This window comes from Mycobacterium sp. UM_11 (assembly GCF_001414075.1).
GTDB lineage: Bacteria > Actinomycetota > Actinomycetes > Mycobacteriales > Mycobacteriaceae > Mycobacterium.
This window is the reverse complement of record NZ_LATC01000017.1, coordinates 35,398-50,980: the sequence shown is the minus strand read 5'-3', so window position 1 is coordinate 50,980 and position 15,583 is coordinate 35,398. Positions and strand designations below refer to the sequence as shown.

Sequence of the window (15,583 nt, the reverse complement as noted above, 5' to 3'; positions counted from 1 at the left end):
GGGTTCGGACAGTCCCGTTAGTTGGTGCTGCGCAACTGGCTGCCGCCGGCGCGCCGACCGCCGGTCTTCTTGGCCGTCGACTTGGCGGCCGCCTTTTGCGGCGCGGCCTTTTGCGGCGCCGGTTCGGCGGGCACGGCCTTCAGGCTGGCCTTTGCCGGTTCCCGCTTGCGGCCCAGCCGTTGCAGCAGCAGGGCGCCGCCGCCGACCGCCAGCAGCACCGGCCACTCGACCAGTCCGGCGACGCCGAGCGCGCCGAAGGCCACCGCGGCGGCCGGCGCCGAGTGGCTGCCGGTGCTCATTCCCTTTTTGACGCCCTCGGCGGCTCCGGTGACCCCGCCGATGACTCCGTTGACCGCCGCGCCACCCACAGCGCCGGCGGCCGCGGTCGTCGTGGTCGCCGCGCGACTCACCGCCTGACCTACGCCCCGGACCGCTCCGCCGATGACACTCATGCTGACTCCCTGGCTTGTATGCCCTTGCCGCGAAACCCGCGCCACCAGCGAGACGCACCCGCTGAACGCATCGTTAACAGCAAAACAACACTGTTTGTTGCTTCTAACAAATCAAAGCCTGCCACCTTGGAAAGGCGCAGACAACGAGCAGCCGCATTTTATTTGCCTGAGCTTAACCTGGTTATGGTTGCGACGCGACCGCGCTAACAGCGATTTAGGCTCGCCTCACATCGATCTGGACGGGCGCGTGATCGCTGGCGGCCTTTCCCTTCCGCTCCTCGCGGACGATCTCCGCGGCTGTCACGCGGGCGGCCAACTCCGGTGAGGCGAGGATGAAATCGATGCGCATGCCCTGCCGTTTCGGGAACCGCAGCTGGGTGTAGTCCCAATAGGTGTAGACGCCGGGGCCGGGCGCGAAAGGCCTTACCACGTCGGTGAATTGCGCGTCGACGATGGCGTTGAACGCGCGGCGCTCCGGCTCGGAGACGTGGGTGGCGCCGGTGTAGAACTCGGTGCTCCACACGTCGTCGTCGGTGGGGGCGATGTTCCAGTCGCCGGCCAGCGCGATCTGCGCGGTGGGGTCGTCGCGCAACCATGAGGCCGCCGTATCACGCAGCGCGGCAAGCCATTCCAGCTTGTAGGTGTAGTGCGGGTCACCGAGCGCGCGGCCGTTGGGCACGTACAGGCTCCACACCCGGATGCCGCCGCAGGTGGCCGCCAGCGCGCGGGCTTCGGCCGTCGCGGCCACCTCCGGCTTGCTGCTCCAGGTGGGCTGGCCGTCGAAGCCGATCTGCACGTCGTCCAGGCCCACCCGCGAGGCGATCGCCACGCCGTTCCACTGATTGAAACCGACATGCGCCACCTCGTAGCCGAGTTCGAAGAACGGCAGGGCGGGGAATTGGCTGTCGGAACACTTGGTCTCCTGCATCGCCAGCACGTCGACGTCCGCGCGGCCCAGCCAGTCGAGGACCCGGGGCAGGCGGCTGCGAATCGAATTCACGTTCCAGGTGGCAAGCCGCAGCGGGTCGCCCCCATCTAGCCGCAGCGGGTCGCCGCCATCGATCATCGCTAGACGGTATCCCAGGCGGGGGAGCGGGCCGGGAAGTAGCGGCGGCGGTGGTGCGCCCGGAAACCGAGCGCGTCGGCCAGCGCCGAGCCGCCGGCGCCGGGGACGACGAGGTAGGCGCGAGTCGCGCCGCGCCCCGCGGCCCACGCCAGCAGCGCCGCGCCGGTGGCTGCCGTCGCCGGGTCGTCACCGGCCCCGATGGCCGACAACCCCACCCAGCGCGTGCCGTCGGTCGCGTCGGTCACCGCCGCGCGCGCCAGCGCCGCCCCGGCGCGGATGCCGACCGCCAGCTCGCCGCCGGCCTCGCCCGGGTGGGCCGACACGGTGCTGGCCGGGTCGGGTGCGGCCGCGGCCGAGACGTCGCGCACCAGCACGCGCTCGGTGCGTTCGGCGCTCAGCCGCGGCGGGACCGGCAACAACCGATCCGGAATCGCCAGCCGCGGTGTCAGGCCGCGCCGTTCGTACCACTCGACGATCGCCGCAACGGTGCCGGCGTGGGCCGAAACATCCAGGGGCACGGCGTAATTGACGCCATCCCCGGCGCGCAGCAGCCAGCCGTCGAGCCAGGCCCGTTCCGTGCCTGGCGCCGCCGTGGCGGCCGCCTGCTCGAGCCCCCGGATCTGCCAGGTGCGTACCGGCGCGTCGGTGAGCACCCGCAGCGCGACCACGTCGTCGGCCGCCACGCTTACGACCGTGCCCGTCTTGGTCCGAACCCGCACCTCCGGCTCGACCGCCAACAGGTGCCCCACGGCGTCGGTGAGCGGCGGGACCGAGCCGGCGGGGCGCCGGTAACGAAGCGTCACCCGCGTGCCCGGGTCCGGCCACGAGATCATCAGTGACCGAAGGGGTCCGGCCCTTCACCCGGCAGCCACGACAGGCCGGGCACGCCCCAGCCGTGCGCCTTGACGGCGCGTTTGGCGCTGCGGGCGTGGCGACCGATCAGACGGTCCAGGTACAAAAAGCCGTCCAGGTGCCCGGTTTCGTGTTGCAGCATCCGCGCGAACAGCCCGGAGCCCTCGATTTCGACCGGCTTTCCGTCGGCGTCGAGGCCGGTGACTCGCGCCCAGGTGGCGCGGCCGGTGGGGAACGACTCGCCGGGCACCGAGAGGCAACCCTCGTCGTCGTTGTCCGGATCGGGCATGGTCTCCGGCACGTCGGAGGTTTCCAGCACCGGGTTGACCACCACCCCGCGGCGGCGCTCGGTACGGCCGCGGTCGTCGGCGCAGTCATAGACGAAGACACGCAACCCGACGCCGATCTGGTTGGCCGCCAGGCCTACTCCGTGCGCGGCGTCCATGGTGTCGTACATGTCGGCGATCAACTCCGGCAGATCCGCCGGCAGCGAACCGTCGGCGCCGACGGGCACCGGCTGCGTCGGGGTGTGCAAGACCGGATCGCCGACGATCCGGATCGGTACGACTGCCATGGTCGGCTAAGCTACCGCACGCGCCCGCGCGTCGAAGCCGGCGATCTTCCAGTCGGGCAATCTGAGCCAATCGGCCGACTCGCGGGTCTGGATGACGGCTTGAGGGTTTGGGCCGTGGTTCAATATTCGCCGAAACACGCCCTCAGGTAAGTCAAGTCATCTACAGCAGCCGAGCATTCGCCGGAAGGGTCCAGGGGAAGCTATATGGACAGCGCCATGGCGCGGGCAAATCGATCGGGGGACGATGCCGAGATCGCAGATGGGCTCACCCGCCGCGAACACGACATCCTCGCCTTTGAACGTCAGTGGTGGAAATTCGCGGGCGTGAAAGAAGAAGCGATCAAGGAATTGTTCTCGATGTCGGCGACGCGGTACTACCAGGTGCTCAATGCGCTCGTCGACCGGCCGGAGGCGCTGGCCGCCGACCCCATGCTGGTGAAGCGGTTGCGGCGGCTGCGCGCCAGCCGTCAGAAGGCCCGGGCGGCGCGGCGCCTCGGCTTCGAGGTGACCTGACTCGCTACAGTGGGCTCGATGAAAGAGCGAGTCCCCGACTCCACGGGGCTGCCCCTACGGGCCATGGTGATGGTGCTGTTGTTCTTGGGCGTCATCTTCCTGCTGCTCGGATGGCAGGCGCTGGGGTCCTCCGGCAGCTCCGAGGACGATTCGGCGTCGGCGGTCTCCACGTCCACCTCCACCAGCTCGTCGGCCACGCCGACCAGCAATAAGCCCGCGGGAACTCACGCCGAGGTGCAGATCTACAACATCTCGACGAAAGAGGGCGTCGGCGCCCGCACCAAGGATCAGCTCACGGCGGCCGGCTTCAACGTCACCAAGGTCGACAACCTGACCGTGCCCGACGTCACGGCCACCACCGTCTACTTCACCGACGCGGACGACGAGCACGCGACGGCCGACGCGGTCGGCAAAAGCCTGGGCGCGCCCGTCGAGCCGCGCATCCCCGCGCTGTCCGGCCAGCCGCCCGGGGTCATCGTCCTCGTTACGGGTTGACGCGTCAGCGGTTAGGCTTCCGCTATGCCTTCCCTCGCCGGTCACCGCAAAGCCGCCGTCACCGTTTCCGCGCTCTGCGCAGCCACTTCCGTGGCGCTTTTGAACGCGTGCTCGTCGCCCCAACACGCCTCGTCGTCACCGGGCACCACGCCGGCGGTCTGGACCGGGGCGCCGGCGCCGTCGGGCGGCGGGACCCCGGAGGGCCGGCCCGCCGCGGCGCCGGGGCAGAACATCACCACCCACCTCAGGGCGGCCGACGGCACCGAGGTCGGCACCGCGACATTCCAGTTCAACAACGGCTACGCCACCATCACGATCGAGACGACGGCCAACGGGGAGCTGACGCCCGGCTTCCACGGGGTGCACATTCACAAGGTCGGCAAGTGCGAGCCCAGCTCCGTCGCCCCGACCGGCGGCGCGCCGGGCGACTTCCTGTCCGCGGGTGGACACTTCCAGAAGCCCGGGCACACGGGCGAGCCGGCCAGCGGTGACCTGACGTCGCTTCAGGTGCGCAGGGACGGCTCCGCGATGCTGATGACCACCACCGAGGCGTTCGCCATGGAAGACCTGCTCACCGGCGAGAAGACCGCGATCATCATCCACGCCGGCGCCGACAATTTCGCCAACATCCCGCCGGAGCGCTACAGCCAGAGCAACGGAACCCCGGGTCCCGACCAGATGACGATGAGCACCGGTGACGCCGGCAAGCGGGTCGCGTGCGGTGTGATCGGTGCCGGCTAACAGGGCAACCGCGCGCATCGATTTCGCCCGTTCACCGCGGCCCACACTCGGCGTGGAGTGGGAGTTCGCCCTCGTCGACGCGCAGACCCGCGACCTGAGCAACGAGGCCACGGCGGTGATCGCCGAGATCGGCGAAAACCCGCGCGTGCACAAGGAGTTGCTGCGCAACACGGTCGAAGTGGTCAGCGGCGTGTGCAATTCCACCGGGGAGGCGATGGAGGATCTGCGCCAAACCCTGGGGCCCGCGCACCGCATCGTCCGGGACCGTGGGATGGAGCTGTTCTGTGCCGGCGCGCACCCGTTCGGGCAGTGGACCACCCAGAAGCTCACCGACGCGCCCCGGTACGCCGAACTGATCAAGCGCACCCAATGGTGGGGACGGCAGATGCTGATCTGGGGCGTGCACGTGCACGTCGGGATCTCCTCGGCGCACAAGGTCATGCCGATCATGACGTCGCTGCTGAAGTACTACCCGCACCTGCTTGCGCTGTCGGCGTCCTCGCCGTGGTGGGCCGGGGTGGACACCGGATACGCCAGCAACCGCGCGATGATGTTCCAGCAATTGCCCACCGCCGGCTTGCCGTTCCAGTTTCAGACCTGGGCGGAGTTCGAGGGTTTCGTCTACGACCAAAAGAAGACCGGCATCATCGATCACGTCGACGAAGTCCGTTGGGACATCAGGCCTTCGCCGCACCTGGGCACCATCGAGGTGCGGGTGTGCGACGGGGTGTCGAACATGCGTGAGCTGGGCGCGCTGGTGGCGTTGACGCATTGCCTGGTGGTGGACCTGGACCGCAGGCTGGAGGCCGACGAGACGCTGCCGACCATGCCGCCCTGGCACAACCAGGAGAACAAGTGGCGCGCGGCCCGCTACGGGCTGGACGCGATCATCATCCAGGACGCCGACAGCAACGAGCGGCTGGTCACCGAGGACCTCGACGAGGTGCTCAACCGGCTCGAGCCCGTCGCGAAATCGCTGAATTGCGTTGACGAACTGGCCGCGGTGGCCGAGATCCCCAGGCAGGGCGCCTCTTATCAGCGGCAGCGCCGGGTGGCCGAGGAAAACGACGGCGACCTGCGGACGGTGGTCGACGCCCTGGTGGCCGAGCTGGAGATCTGATGGAACTGGCGATGTTCCCGCTGGAGTCGGCGCTGCTGCCCGATCAGGACCTGCCGTTGCGCATCTTCGAGCCGCGCTATGGTGCGCTGGTCCGGCATTGCCTGGCCACCGGCGATCCGTTCGGCGTGGTGCTGATCTCGCGGGGACGTGAAGTCGGCGGCGGCGAATCACGTTGCGATGTCGGCGTTTTGGCCAGGATCATCGACTGCGTCGAGCACGGCGCGGGCCGGTACTCGATGCACTGCCGCACCGGGGAACGGATCCGGGTGTCGCAGTGGCTGCCCGACGAGCCCTACCCGCGCGCGACCGTGGCGGTCTGGCCCGACGAGCCGGGCGATCCGGTCACCCCGGCCCAACTGCGCGAGGTCGAGGACGCGGTGATGGCCCTGTTCGAGAGGATCGCCGACGCGCGCGGCCTGGCGCTGCCGGGCCGCGAGGCGGTCCTGGGCGACGACGCGGCCGGCGATCCCGGGGAACGCCTGTACGCGTTGGCGTCCCGCATCCCCATCGGCACCGCCGATCGATACACGGTGCTGGCGGCGCCGTCGGTCGCCGAGCGCCTGACCGCGCTGCGCGAGGCGGTGGCCGCGGTGGCCGAGGTGGTGGAGTTCCAGCTTTCCGAATAGCTCGACAGGGGAGTAGATGAAGGTACATCTGCAGGTCAACGGCTCACCGGTGGACGCGGCCTCGAGCGCGGCCGAGATCGCCGCGACGGGCGCCGACGGCCTGTTCACCTTCGAGGGCCAGCACGACGTGTTCTTCCCGCTGATCCTAGCCGCCGGCACGACCGGCCTGGAGCTGATGACCAACGTGGCGATCGCGCCGCCCCGCAGCCCGCTGCACCTGGCGCACGCCGCCTACGACCTGCAGCTCTACAGCGGGGGGCGGTTCCGGCTCGGCCTCGGCTCGCAGGTGAAGGCCCACATCGAAAAGCGTTACGGCAGTAAGTGGGAGCGGCCCGCGGCCCGAATGGCCGAGACCATTGCGGCGATCAAGGCGATCTTCGCGGCCTGGGAAGGCCACGCCCGCTTGGACTTTCGCGGCGAATTCTTCACCCACACCATCATGGCACCCAACTTCAATCCCGGGCCCAACCCGTTCGGGCCGCCGCCGGTGCTGTTGGGGGCGCTGGGCCCGGTGATGACGCGCACCGCCGCCGAGGTGGCCGACGGGTTGCTGGTGATGCCCTTCAACAGCGGCCGCCACTTCGCCGAACGCACCCTGCCCGCCGTGGCCGAGGGCCTGCGGCGCGCCGGGCGATCCGCCGAGGACTTCGAGATCATCGTCCAGGCCATGGTCGCCGTCGGCCGCGACGAGGCAGACCTGGTCGCCGCGAAAGCCGGTGTCGCGGGCCTCATTTCGTTCTACGGCTCGACGCCGGCCTACCTGCCCGTGCTCGAGGCCGAGGGCTGGGCCGACGTCCAGCCCGAGCTCAACGCCCTGTCCAAACAAGGCCGCTTCCCCGAGATGCGCCGGCTGATAAGCGACGAGATGGTGGCCCGGATCGGGATTGTCGGCACCCCCGAGGACTGCGCGCGGCAGATCGCCGCCCGGTTCGGCGAGCACGCCGCCGAGGTGTGCTGCTACTTCCCGGGTTACACGCCGGCCACTGCGGACGTCGCGGACCTGATCGGCGCCCTGCACCGAACCCCGGCGCTGCGATGAGCCCGGACGTGACGGTCGATGTCGACGCGGGTGTGGCGGTGCTCACGCTCAATCGGCCAGAGCAGCTCAACGCCTACACCGCCGAGATGGGCGCGCTGCTGAGTCGGGCGTACGCCGACTGCGACGGCGACGACGACGTCCGGGCCATCGTGGTGACCGGGGCCGGGCGAGCCTTCTGCGCGGGCGCGGATTTCTCCGGCGGGACAAGCCCTTTCGATGCCCCAGGTGAGGAATTCTCGGCGTCGCCGATCACCCCGGCCGCCTTCGAGCTGCGCAAGCCGGTGATCGCCGCGGTCAACGGCCACGCGATCGGCATCGGCCTGACCATCGCCCTGCAAGCCGACCTGCGCTTCGTCGCCGACGACGCGAAATACGGTGTGGTGCAAGTCCGCCGGGGTGTGCTACCCGACTGCATGGCGCATTGGACGCTGGCGCAGCTGACCACGCTGGGGGTGGCCGCGGACATCCTGCTCACCGGGCGCACCTTCGGCGGGGCCGAGGCGGCGGCGCTCGGCATCGCGAACCGCGCGCTGCCCGCGGGGCAGGTGCTCGACCACGCGGTCGCGGTGGCCCGCGACATCGCGGTCAACGTGGCGCCGATGTCGGCGGCGCTGTGCAAACGGCTGCTGTGGGACACCGCGATCAACAACTACACCCCGCGACAGGTCGCCGCGCTGGAAACGCAGCTGCACCACCGCGTGATGGGCACGCCCGATGCGGGCGAAGGGGTCGCGGCCTTTCTCGAGCGCCGGCCGGCGTCGTTCACGTCGCGACTGTCCCGGGAGTGGACGGCGCTGCCCGATCCGTGAGCTGCTCGGAGAGCTCCCACCACCGCGCCGCGCGCTGCCCGTCGCGGGCGTAGGGGGCCGCCCGTTCGCTGATTCGGCAGTCTTCGAGGTAGAGGCCGCCCCGGTCGGACAGCTCCGGGCTGACCGCCGCCCAAACCTGGGTGGCCGCGCCGCGCTCGGGGGTAATGACGTCGAGGGACCCGCCGGCCAGCCCGCGCAGCTGGGAGAAGTCCGCCCGCGACATGTGCCGCGCGAGCGCGGTGGCCACGGTGCCGGGATGCACGGCGTAGGCGCGGATCCCGCGATCGCGCAGCCGCCGGTCGGCCTCTTTCGCGTGCAGGATGTTCGCCGTCTTCGACGCGCCGTACGCGACGAACTTGTCGTACGGGCGGCGCTCCCAGTTGGGGTCGTCGAAGTCGACGTCGCCCAGGACGTGACCGCCGGACGACAGGTTGACGATCCGGGCCCCGCCGGCGGCGGCCAGTTGCGGGACGAGCAGCCGGGTGAGTTCGAAGTGCCCGAAATGGTTGGTGCCCAACTGCATCTCGAAGCCGTCGCGCGTCCTGCCGAACGGGGTGAACATGACCCCGGCGTTGTTCATCAACACGTCGACGGCCGGGGCGATCTCGCGAATCGCGCCGGCCGCCGCGCGCACCGCGGCCAGCGCGGTGAGGTCGAGCCGCACCTGTGACGTGATCGCGCCGGGCACCTCGGCCGCGATCCAGCGGGCGGTCCGGTCCAACGCCTCGGCGTCGCGGGCGGCCAGGACGACATGCGCGCCGGCCGCCGCCAGCGCCCGCGCCGACTCGCGCCCCAGCCCTGAGGACGCGCCGGTGATCACACAGACCTTGCCGGACAGATCGATTCCGTCGACGATCTGCAGCGCGGTCGGGTGCTCGGTCATGCCGGTATAGGCTGCCACACCACGGCGCGGGCCATCAGCCGTGGCGCCACCACCCGATGCAGCGGACCGACGACCGCCCAGACGGCTCGAGCGGTGAGCCGGCGGCGGTAACGCACGCGGGTGGTTAGGGCGGCCCGCCGATCGTCCTCGCGGCGCAGCGTCAGCTCGCCATCCATCAGCGGCCCCCGCGCGCGCAGCACGAGTTCGTCGTGCTCCGACCGCACGATCGTCCAGCCGATCGGGTGATCGGGCGACGAGCCCGGGCCGAGGTCGAACCTCAGCACGTGGCGGTGGATCCACAGCACGACGCCCCCGCCCGGGGCGTGCCCCAGGGCGTCCCGGAACATCTGCTCGGCGCCGCGCGAATCCCCTTGCGGGAGCGGCACTTCGAACACGTCGGTGTAGTCGGCCCGCTCGGCGGTCGCCGCGATGCGTTTCAGCATCCGGCGGACCACCACGCGGTGCCCACCGCTGCCGATGACCAGCCCCCGGTAGGCCTTGCCGTGCGGGCCGGGGAAGGCCGCCCAGGTGGCCGCGCGCACCCGGGTGCCGCCCGCCGGATCGTCGTCCAGCTCGAACACCCAGCGGTACACCGCGAACGGGTGCCGGCCCTTCAGCGCGAACCGCGCCGGCGGCCGCGCCTCGTCCAGCGCGAAGCCGGGCGGCACGGTCGACGGGTCGCCCGGGTCCCGGCACAGCACCCGCAGCAGCGCGGACCACGTGTCCGCGCGCTCCGCGTCGACGGTTATGGCATGCTCATCGATATAGGGTAATCGTTCCATATAGAAGGAATGTACTAGATCATGGCCCCTCCGCGGAAGCATGAAACCGATGTGATCCTCGACGCAGCCCGGGCGCTGGTGCTCGACGGCGGCCCGCGCGCGGCCAGCGTCGCGGCGATCGCCAAGGCCAGCGGGGCCCCGGCGGGCACGCTGTATCACCGGTTCGGCAACCGGGACGGCATCCTGACCGCGGCGTGGCTGCGCGCGCTCGAACGGTTCCAGGCGCGGGCGCTGGCCGCGGACGCCGCGACGGCGGCGGACACCGCCCTGGAAACGGCGATAGCGATGGCGGTGTCGGCCGTCAGATTCGCGCGCGAACTGCCCGAGGACGCCCGGCTGTTGTTGACGATCCGGCCCGGCGACCTGCTCGACGACGAGCCCGACGCCTCATTCCGGGAGACGCTGGCCGCGATGAACGCCCCGTTGACCGAGCGCCTCGCGGTGCTGGCGCGGCAGCTGTACGGGAACGGCAGGCCGCGGTCGGTGGACGCCGTCGCGCGAGCGGTCGCGGACCTGCCCTACGCCGTGGTGCGGCGCCACGCCCACGACGACCCGATGCCGTCCTGGCTGGAAAAAGACGTCGCGGCCTCGGCGCTGGCCGTGCTACGGAGCTTTGGCGAAGGCCCGTAACGACTCCACCTGCATGGGATCCAATGAGGGGCGCACGATTTGGCGCGCCGCGGCGATGTCGGCGGCCGTCACGTCGGTGGCGTCGATGGACCGCCGCATCGCGGTCAGGGCCGCCTCCCGCAGCAGCGCCACGCAGTCGGCGGCACTGTAGCCGTCGAGCCCGGCGGCCACCTCGTCCAGGTCGACGTCGTCGCTCAGCGGCACGGATTTGCCTGCGGTGCGCAGTATTTCGCGGCGCGCGGCGGCGTCGGGCGGTTCGATGAACACCCGCCGCTCGAGGCGACCCGGGCGCAGCAGCGCCGGGTCGATCAGGTCCGGCCGGTTGGTGGCGCCCAGCACGACGACGTCGCGCAGCGGGTTGACGCCGTCGAGCTCGGTGAGCAGCGCGGCCACCACCCGGTCGGTCACGCCCGAGTCGAAGCTCTGCCCGCGCCGGGGCGCCAGCGCGTCGATCTCGTCGAGGAACACCAGCGACGGGGCGGAGTCGCGGGCGCGCCGAAACAGTTCGCGGACGGCCTTTTCCGAGCTGCCCACCCACTTGTCCATCAGCTCGGAACCCTTGACCGCATGCACGGACAGCTGACCGGTGCTGGCCAGCGCCCGCACCACGAAGGTCTTTCCGCAGCCGGGCGGCCCGTACAGCAGCACCCCGCGGGGCGGGTCGACACCCAACCGGGCGAAGGTGTCCGGATGCTGCAGCGGCCACAACACGGCCTCGGTCAACGACTGCCGGGCTTCGGCCATGTCGCCGACGTCGTCGAGGGTGACGTTGCCGACGGCCACTTCCTCGCTGGCGGAACGGGACAGCGGCCGGATGACCGTCAGGGCACCGACGAGGTCCTCCTGGTTCAGCTCCGGCGGCCGGCCGTCGGAGCTGGCCCGCGACGCCGCGCGCAGCGCCGCCTCGCGCAGCAGCGCGGCCAGGTCGGCCACCACGAAACCCGGTGTGCGCGCGGCGATCTCATCGAGATCGAGCGCTCCGGCGGGCACCGATTTCAGCAGCGACTCCAGCAGCGCCTTGCGGGTCCCGGCGTCGGGCAGCGGCAGGCTCAGCTCCCGGTCGCACAGGTCCGGCGCGTGCAGCCGGGCGTCGAGCTGGTCGGGCCGCGCGGAGGTGGCGATCAGGGCGACGCCCTCGGTGGCCACCGCGGTGCGCAGCTCGCCCAGGATCAGGGCGGCCACCGGCTCGGGGGTGGCCGGCAGCAGCGCGTCCACGTCGGTGATCAACAGGACGCCGCCGCCGTCGCGGACGGCCCGCACCGCCGAGGCGACGACCTTGAGCCGGTCTTCCGGCGCCAGCGCGCCCACCTCCGGGCCGTCCAGGTTCACCAGCCGGCGGCCCGCGCACACCGCGCGCACCAGCGTCACCTTGCCGACGCCGGCCGGGCCCGACACCAGCACGCCGAGGTTGGCGCCGGCGCCCAGGGTCTTGAGCAGGTGCGGCTCGTCGAGCGCGAGCTTGAGCCATTCGGTGAGCTTGGCGGCCTGCGGCTGCGAGCCCTTGAGTTCCTCGACGACCGTGTCCGGCGTGGTCACCTCGATCGATACGGGCGACGACGCCCCGGCGCCCGACGGAACGCCCACGCCCCACGAGACCAGCGAATTCGGTTGCACGCTAACGGGTCCCTGCGGATCCACGCCGGTGACGGTCAACAGCTCCGAGGTCCAGCTGATGCCGACCGAGGCGGCCAGCGCGCGGGCAGCGGCCGACGTCGAGAACGGCGGCCCCAGGTCGCGGGGCAGCAGCGAGACGGCGTCGCCGACGGTCAGCACCTTGCCGAGCAGGGCCTGCCGCAGGGTCACCGGGGCGATCGACTGGCTGGCCAGCGACGAGCCGGACAGCGTCACCGACCGGGCACCGTAGACGGTGACCGCGCCGACAATCACGGCGGTGCCCTCGCGAAGCCCGGCGTTGGACAGCGTCACGTCGTCGAGCAGCACGGTGCTCACCGGTGTGTCCGCTCCGGCCAGACCGGCCACCGCCGCGGTCGTCCGCGAGCCGGTCAGCGCCACCGCGTCCCACTCCCGAATGCCAAGCGCCGCAATGGCGCTCGGATGCAAGCGGACCACCCCGCGGCGCGAGTCCACGGCGGAGGTGTTCAACCGCGCGGTGAGCGTGAGCTGACGGGGCGCATCCTCGCCCGGCCGGCTCATGGCAGGCGCCCACCCGGCTTGCGCAGGCCGAGCCGCGCCATGGACCGGCGGTTCGGCTGCGCCCGGCGGATCGCGCGTCGCGCGGCGCGGCGCTGCCTGGGTTCCTCGGACCACGCCTCGGGGTGCGCGGCCAGCCAGCGCTGGTTGCGGACCGCGAACGGCACGTGGCACAGGTAGGCGATGATGATCACCCAGATCAGGACGTAGGGCGCCAGCACCGCCGCGGCCGCGCAGATCGCCAGCAGCGCCAGCAGCGGTGCGGCCCAGCTCGGGGGCACCGCCGCGGCGTGCATCTTGCGCATCGGGATCTTGCTGATCATCAACATCGACGTCCCGGTGATCCAGATGCACAGGAACGTCGTCGACGTCCACCAGCCCTCACCGAACTGCAGCTTGAGCCCGATCAGCCCGATCATCGACACCGCGCCCGCCGGCGCCGGCATCCCGACGAAGAACTCGTGGGTGTAGGCGGGCTGGCTGCCGTCGTTCTGCAGTGCGTTGTAGCGCGCCAGCCGCAACACCACGCAGACGGCGTAGAGCAGGATCACCACCCAGCCGGCCGGCGACTTGGTCAGCATCGTCACATAGAGCACGATCGCCGGTGTGACCCCGAAGTTCACCGCGTCGGCCAGCGAGTCGATCTCCTCGCCCATCCGCGACTGGGCGTCCAGGATGCGGGCCACCCGCCCGTCCAGCCCGTCGAGGATGGCGGCCGCGGCGATCAACGCCATCGCCGCCTTCGGCTGGTGCTCGAGGGCGAACCGGATCGAGGTCAGGCCCGCGCAGATGGACAGCACCGTCATCGCGCTGGGCAGGATCTGCAGGTTGACCGACGGCCTGCCGCGCGGCTTGCTGATCATGACAGCTCGGCCAGCACGGTCTCGCCCGCGATCGCCCGCTGTCCCTCAAGGACCAACGGTTCGGCGCCCGGCGGCAGGTAGGTGTCGAGCCGGGAGCCGAACCGGATCAGTCCGTAGGTGTCGCCGATGGTGAGCTTGTCCCCGACGCGGGCGTCGCAAATGATGCGCCGCGCCAGCAGCCCCGCGACCTGCACCGCCACCACCTCCGCGCCCGCGGGCGTCCGGATCCGCAGGCTGGTGCGCTCGTTCTCGGTGCTGGCCGACGCCAGATCGGCCGAGCCGAACCGGCCGGGCCGGTGCTGCATGGCGATCACCTCGCCGCTCACCGGCGCGCGCTGCACGTGGGCGTCCAGCAGCGACAGGAAGATACTCACCCGCGGCAACGGCGCGTCACCCATGCCGAGTTCGGCGGGCGGGGCGGCGGAATCGATCACGCAGACCACCCCGTCGGCGGGGGCCACGATCGCGCCCGGCCGGGCCGGCGGCACCCGGGGCGGGTGGCGGAAGAAGCCGGCACACGCGCCCGCCGCCAGCAGGCCGGCCCGCCGAATCCACCGGTGCTTGCGGCCGGCCAGCGCCACCGCCAGCCCGCCCGCGATGAACGGGCGGCCGGCCGGGTGGACCGGCGGAACGGTTGCCCGCACCAACTCCAACGCGTGCTGCGGGCTGAACGTTGGCTCCTCGGCCGTGGGGCCGATTGGGCGGGGGCGTCGTGCCACGCGGCCATCTTACGAAAGCTTGGCTAGCTCAGATCCCAGACCTGCAGCTCGGTGCCCTCCGGCACCTCGACGACGTCCTCGGGGATGTCCAGCAGGGCGTTCGCGGACGCCAGCCACCGCAGGTGGTGCGAGGCCGGCGGGCCGTAACTGGTGACCGTGCCCGCGTCGCGGTCCAGCACCGCGCGGCGGAACTGGCGCTTGCCCCGCGGCGAGGTCAACGACTCGGTGAGCACCGCGGCGCGGTGCGGGCGGTCCGCGTCCGGCAGGCCCATCGCGCGGCGCAGCGCGGGCCGGATGAACACCTCGAAGGACACCAGGGCGCTGACCGGGTTACCGGGCAGCGTGACGATCGTCGCGCCGGCCACCCGGCCGATGCCCTGCGGCATGCCGGGCTGCATCGCGACCTTGACGAACTCGACGCCCTGGTCACCTTCGCGGCCGAGGGCGTCCTTGACCACCTCGTAGGCGCCGGCGCTGACCCCACCGCTGGTGATGATCAGGTCCGCCTCGCCGGCGTACTCATCGATGAGCGAACTGAACTGTGCGACATCGTCTTCGGCGGTCGCCACCGCGATCACGTCGGCCCCGGCGTCGCGGACCGCGCCGGCCAGCATGATCGAATTCGACTCGTAGATCTGCCCCGGCCGCAGCGGATCGCCCGGCGTCACCAGCTCCGAGCCCGTCGATATCACCAGCACCCGCTGGCGCGGCAGCACCGGCAGCTCGGCCATTCCCAGCGCCGCCGCCAGGCCGAGCACGGCCGGCGTCACCACCTGGCCGCGCCGCAGCACCGTGGTGCCGGGGGCGACGTCCTCGCCCGCGCGCCGGATGTGCTTGCCGGGCTCGCGCGGCGCGCGAATCGACACCACGTCCACCCCGCCGTCGGTGTCCTCGACCGGCACCACGGCCGTCGCCCCGGCCGGCAGCGGCGCGCCGGTCATGATGCGGTGCGCGGTATTCGGTTGCAACGTCAACTCGTCGGTGCGCCCGGCGGGAATGTCCTCGGCGACCTCGAGCACCACCGGGTGCTCGGGCGTGGCGCCGGAGGTGTCCTCGGCGCGCACCGCGTAGCCGTCCATCGCGGAGTTGTCGAAGACCGGCAGCGCCAGCCGGGCGACCACGTCGTCGGCCAGGACCAGGCCCTGCGCCGCCGCCAGCACCGCGGTGGCCGCCGGCCGGGAACGGATCAGTTCGGCGACGACGCGCTGATGTTCTTGGACCGACCGCACCCGGCCATTATCGGCCCGCCGAATTGCGCAGGCCGACGT

Annotated in this window: 18 protein-coding genes; 8 read left to right on the top strand and 10 right to left on the bottom strand. The window is 71.4% G+C overall.

Translation table 11 applies throughout. The annotated features are described in order from the left end of the window. Positions 1–17: 17 nt before the first annotated feature. From WU80_RS06890 to WU80_RS06875, 4 genes are all read right to left on the bottom strand, one after another. Entirely contained in the window at positions 18–452 is a 435-nt protein-coding gene (locus WU80_RS06890; protein ID WP_055400608.1) for a hypothetical protein, read from the bottom strand. Positions 453–666: 214 nt separating this feature from the next. Beyond that, complete coding sequence (locus WU80_RS06885) at positions 667–1,473, bottom strand: exodeoxyribonuclease III (protein WP_055400717.1); 807 nt, start codon at positions 1,471–1,473, stop codon at positions 667–669. 47 nt (positions 1,474–1,520) lie between these two features. After that, positions 1,521–2,351, bottom strand: coding sequence for a hypothetical protein (locus WU80_RS06880; RefSeq protein ID WP_055400610.1), 831 nt, complete (start codon positions 2,349–2,351; stop codon positions 1,521–1,523). Further along, positions 2,351–2,944: a peptide deformylase gene (locus WU80_RS06875; protein WP_055400612.1), complete on the bottom strand. Its 594-nt coding sequence runs from the start codon at positions 2,942–2,944 to the stop codon at positions 2,351–2,353. Before WU80_RS06875 ends, WU80_RS06880 begins: the two co-directional genes overlap by 1 nt. A 204-nt stretch (positions 2,945–3,148) precedes the next feature. On the opposite strand from WU80_RS06875, the gene WU80_RS06870 reads away from it, so the two are divergent. The 7 genes from WU80_RS06870 to WU80_RS06840 are packed head-to-tail and all read left to right on the top strand — an operon-like array spanning position 3,149 to position 8,287. Continuing rightward, on the top strand, positions 3,149–3,457 hold the full coding sequence (locus tag WU80_RS06870) for a DUF3263 domain-containing protein (protein ID WP_007167558.1): 309 nt from the start codon (positions 3,149–3,151) through the stop codon (positions 3,455–3,457). 18 nt (positions 3,458–3,475) lie between these two features. Beyond that, positions 3,476–3,952, top strand: coding sequence for a LytR C-terminal domain-containing protein (locus WU80_RS06865; protein ID WP_055400614.1), 477 nt, complete (start codon positions 3,476–3,478; stop codon positions 3,950–3,952). Positions 3,953–3,976: 24 nt separating this feature from the next. Further along, on the top strand, positions 3,977–4,693 hold the full coding sequence (locus WU80_RS06860) for a superoxide dismutase family protein (RefSeq protein WP_055400617.1): 717 nt from the start codon (positions 3,977–3,979) through the stop codon (positions 4,691–4,693). Further along, entirely contained in the window at positions 4,683–5,813 is a 1,131-nt protein-coding gene (locus WU80_RS06855; RefSeq protein ID WP_055400619.1) for a glutamate--cysteine ligase, read from the top strand. The genes WU80_RS06860 and WU80_RS06855 overlap by 11 nt, the downstream gene beginning before the upstream one ends. Continuing rightward, positions 5,813–6,439, top strand: coding sequence for an LON peptidase substrate-binding domain-containing protein (locus tag WU80_RS06850; protein WP_055400621.1), 627 nt, complete (start codon positions 5,813–5,815; stop codon positions 6,437–6,439). Before WU80_RS06855 ends, WU80_RS06850 begins: the two co-directional genes overlap by 1 nt. A gap of 16 nt (positions 6,440–6,455) precedes the next feature. Next, the gene (locus WU80_RS06845) at positions 6,456–7,478 is read left to right on the top strand and encodes a TIGR03617 family F420-dependent LLM class oxidoreductase (RefSeq protein WP_055400623.1); all 1,023 of its coding nucleotides are present in this window, start codon (positions 6,456–6,458) and stop codon (positions 7,476–7,478) included. Continuing rightward, a complete protein-coding gene (locus WU80_RS06840; protein WP_055400625.1) occupies positions 7,475–8,287 on the top strand; it encodes an enoyl-CoA hydratase/isomerase family protein in 813 nt (270 codons plus the stop codon). Before WU80_RS06845 ends, WU80_RS06840 begins: the two co-directional genes overlap by 4 nt. On the opposite strand, the gene WU80_RS06835 is transcribed toward WU80_RS06840, so the two are convergent. Next, on the bottom strand, positions 8,241–9,170 hold the full coding sequence (locus tag WU80_RS06835; RefSeq protein WP_055400627.1) for an SDR family NAD(P)-dependent oxidoreductase: 930 nt from the start codon (positions 9,168–9,170) through the stop codon (positions 8,241–8,243). The genes WU80_RS06840 and WU80_RS06835 overlap by 47 nt on opposite strands. Beyond that, positions 9,167–9,952, bottom strand: coding sequence for a DUF2867 domain-containing protein (locus WU80_RS06830; RefSeq protein ID WP_055400629.1), 786 nt, complete (start codon positions 9,950–9,952; stop codon positions 9,167–9,169). Before WU80_RS06830 ends, WU80_RS06835 begins: the two co-directional genes overlap by 4 nt. 21 nt (positions 9,953–9,973) lie before the next feature. Here WU80_RS06830 and WU80_RS06825 point away from each other — a divergent pair, with 21 nt between their 5' ends. Continuing rightward, positions 9,974–10,582: a TetR/AcrR family transcriptional regulator gene (locus WU80_RS06825; RefSeq protein WP_055400631.1), complete on the top strand. Its 609-nt coding sequence runs from the start codon at positions 9,974–9,976 to the stop codon at positions 10,580–10,582. Here the strand turns inward: WU80_RS06825 and WU80_RS06820 are convergent. From WU80_RS06820 to glp, 4 genes are read right to left on the bottom strand one after another with little or no spacing between them, the layout of a single operon-like run. Next, a complete protein-coding gene (locus tag WU80_RS06820; protein ID WP_055400633.1) occupies positions 10,556–12,736 on the bottom strand; it encodes an AAA family ATPase in 2,181 nt (726 codons plus the stop codon). The genes WU80_RS06825 and WU80_RS06820 overlap by 27 nt on opposite strands. Next, positions 12,733–13,596: a CDP-diacylglycerol--serine O-phosphatidyltransferase gene (gene pssA / locus WU80_RS06815; protein WP_055400635.1), complete on the bottom strand. Its 864-nt coding sequence runs from the start codon at positions 13,594–13,596 to the stop codon at positions 12,733–12,735. Before pssA ends, WU80_RS06820 begins: the two co-directional genes overlap by 4 nt. Then, a complete protein-coding gene (locus tag WU80_RS06810; RefSeq protein ID WP_055400637.1) occupies positions 13,593–14,315 on the bottom strand; it encodes a phosphatidylserine decarboxylase in 723 nt (240 codons plus the stop codon). The genes pssA and WU80_RS06810 overlap by 4 nt, the downstream gene beginning before the upstream one ends. 23 nt (positions 14,316–14,338) lie before the next feature. Then, a complete protein-coding gene (gene glp, locus WU80_RS06805) occupies positions 14,339–15,544 on the bottom strand; it encodes a gephyrin-like molybdotransferase Glp (protein WP_055400639.1) in 1,206 nt (401 codons plus the stop codon). Positions 15,545–15,583 lie beyond the last annotated feature (39 nt).

Excerpts from the sequence above, each read along its gene's own strand:
- WU80_RS06845 (WP_055400623.1), top strand. The coding sequence starts at position 6,456 with ATGAAGGTACATCTGCAGGTCAACGGCTCACCGGTGGACGCGGCCTCG.
- WU80_RS06835 (WP_055400627.1), bottom strand. The coding sequence starts at position 9,170 with ATGACCGAGCACCCGACCGCGCTGCAGATCGTCGACGGAATCGATCTG.
- WU80_RS06850 (WP_055400621.1), top strand. The coding sequence starts at position 5,813 with ATGGAACTGGCGATGTTCCCGCTGGAGTCGGCGCTGCTGCCCGATCAG.
- WU80_RS06820 (WP_055400633.1), bottom strand. The coding sequence starts at position 12,736 with ATGAGCCGGCCGGGCGAGGATGCGCCCCGTCAGCTCACGCTCACCGCG.
- WU80_RS06825 (WP_055400631.1), top strand. The coding sequence starts at position 9,974 with ATGGCCCCTCCGCGGAAGCATGAAACCGATGTGATCCTCGACGCAGCC.
- WU80_RS06830 (WP_055400629.1), bottom strand. The coding sequence starts at position 9,952 with ATGGAACGATTACCCTATATCGATGAGCATGCCATAACCGTCGACGCG.
- WU80_RS06880 (WP_055400610.1), bottom strand. The coding sequence starts at position 2,351 with ATGATCTCGTGGCCGGACCCGGGCACGCGGGTGACGCTTCGTTACCGG.
- WU80_RS06865 (WP_055400614.1), top strand. The coding sequence starts at position 3,476 with ATGAAAGAGCGAGTCCCCGACTCCACGGGGCTGCCCCTACGGGCCATG.
- pssA (WP_055400635.1), bottom strand. The coding sequence starts at position 13,596 with ATGATCAGCAAGCCGCGCGGCAGGCCGTCGGTCAACCTGCAGATCCTG.
- WU80_RS06875 (WP_055400612.1), bottom strand. The coding sequence starts at position 2,944 with ATGGCAGTCGTACCGATCCGGATCGTCGGCGATCCGGTCTTGCACACC.
- WU80_RS06890 (WP_055400608.1), bottom strand. The coding sequence starts at position 452 with ATGAGTGTCATCGGCGGAGCGGTCCGGGGCGTAGGTCAGGCGGTGAGT.
- WU80_RS06840 (WP_055400625.1), top strand. The coding sequence starts at position 7,475 with ATGAGCCCGGACGTGACGGTCGATGTCGACGCGGGTGTGGCGGTGCTC.
- WU80_RS06860 (WP_055400617.1), top strand. The coding sequence starts at position 3,977 with ATGCCTTCCCTCGCCGGTCACCGCAAAGCCGCCGTCACCGTTTCCGCG.
- WU80_RS06870 (WP_007167558.1), top strand. The coding sequence starts at position 3,149 with ATGGACAGCGCCATGGCGCGGGCAAATCGATCGGGGGACGATGCCGAG.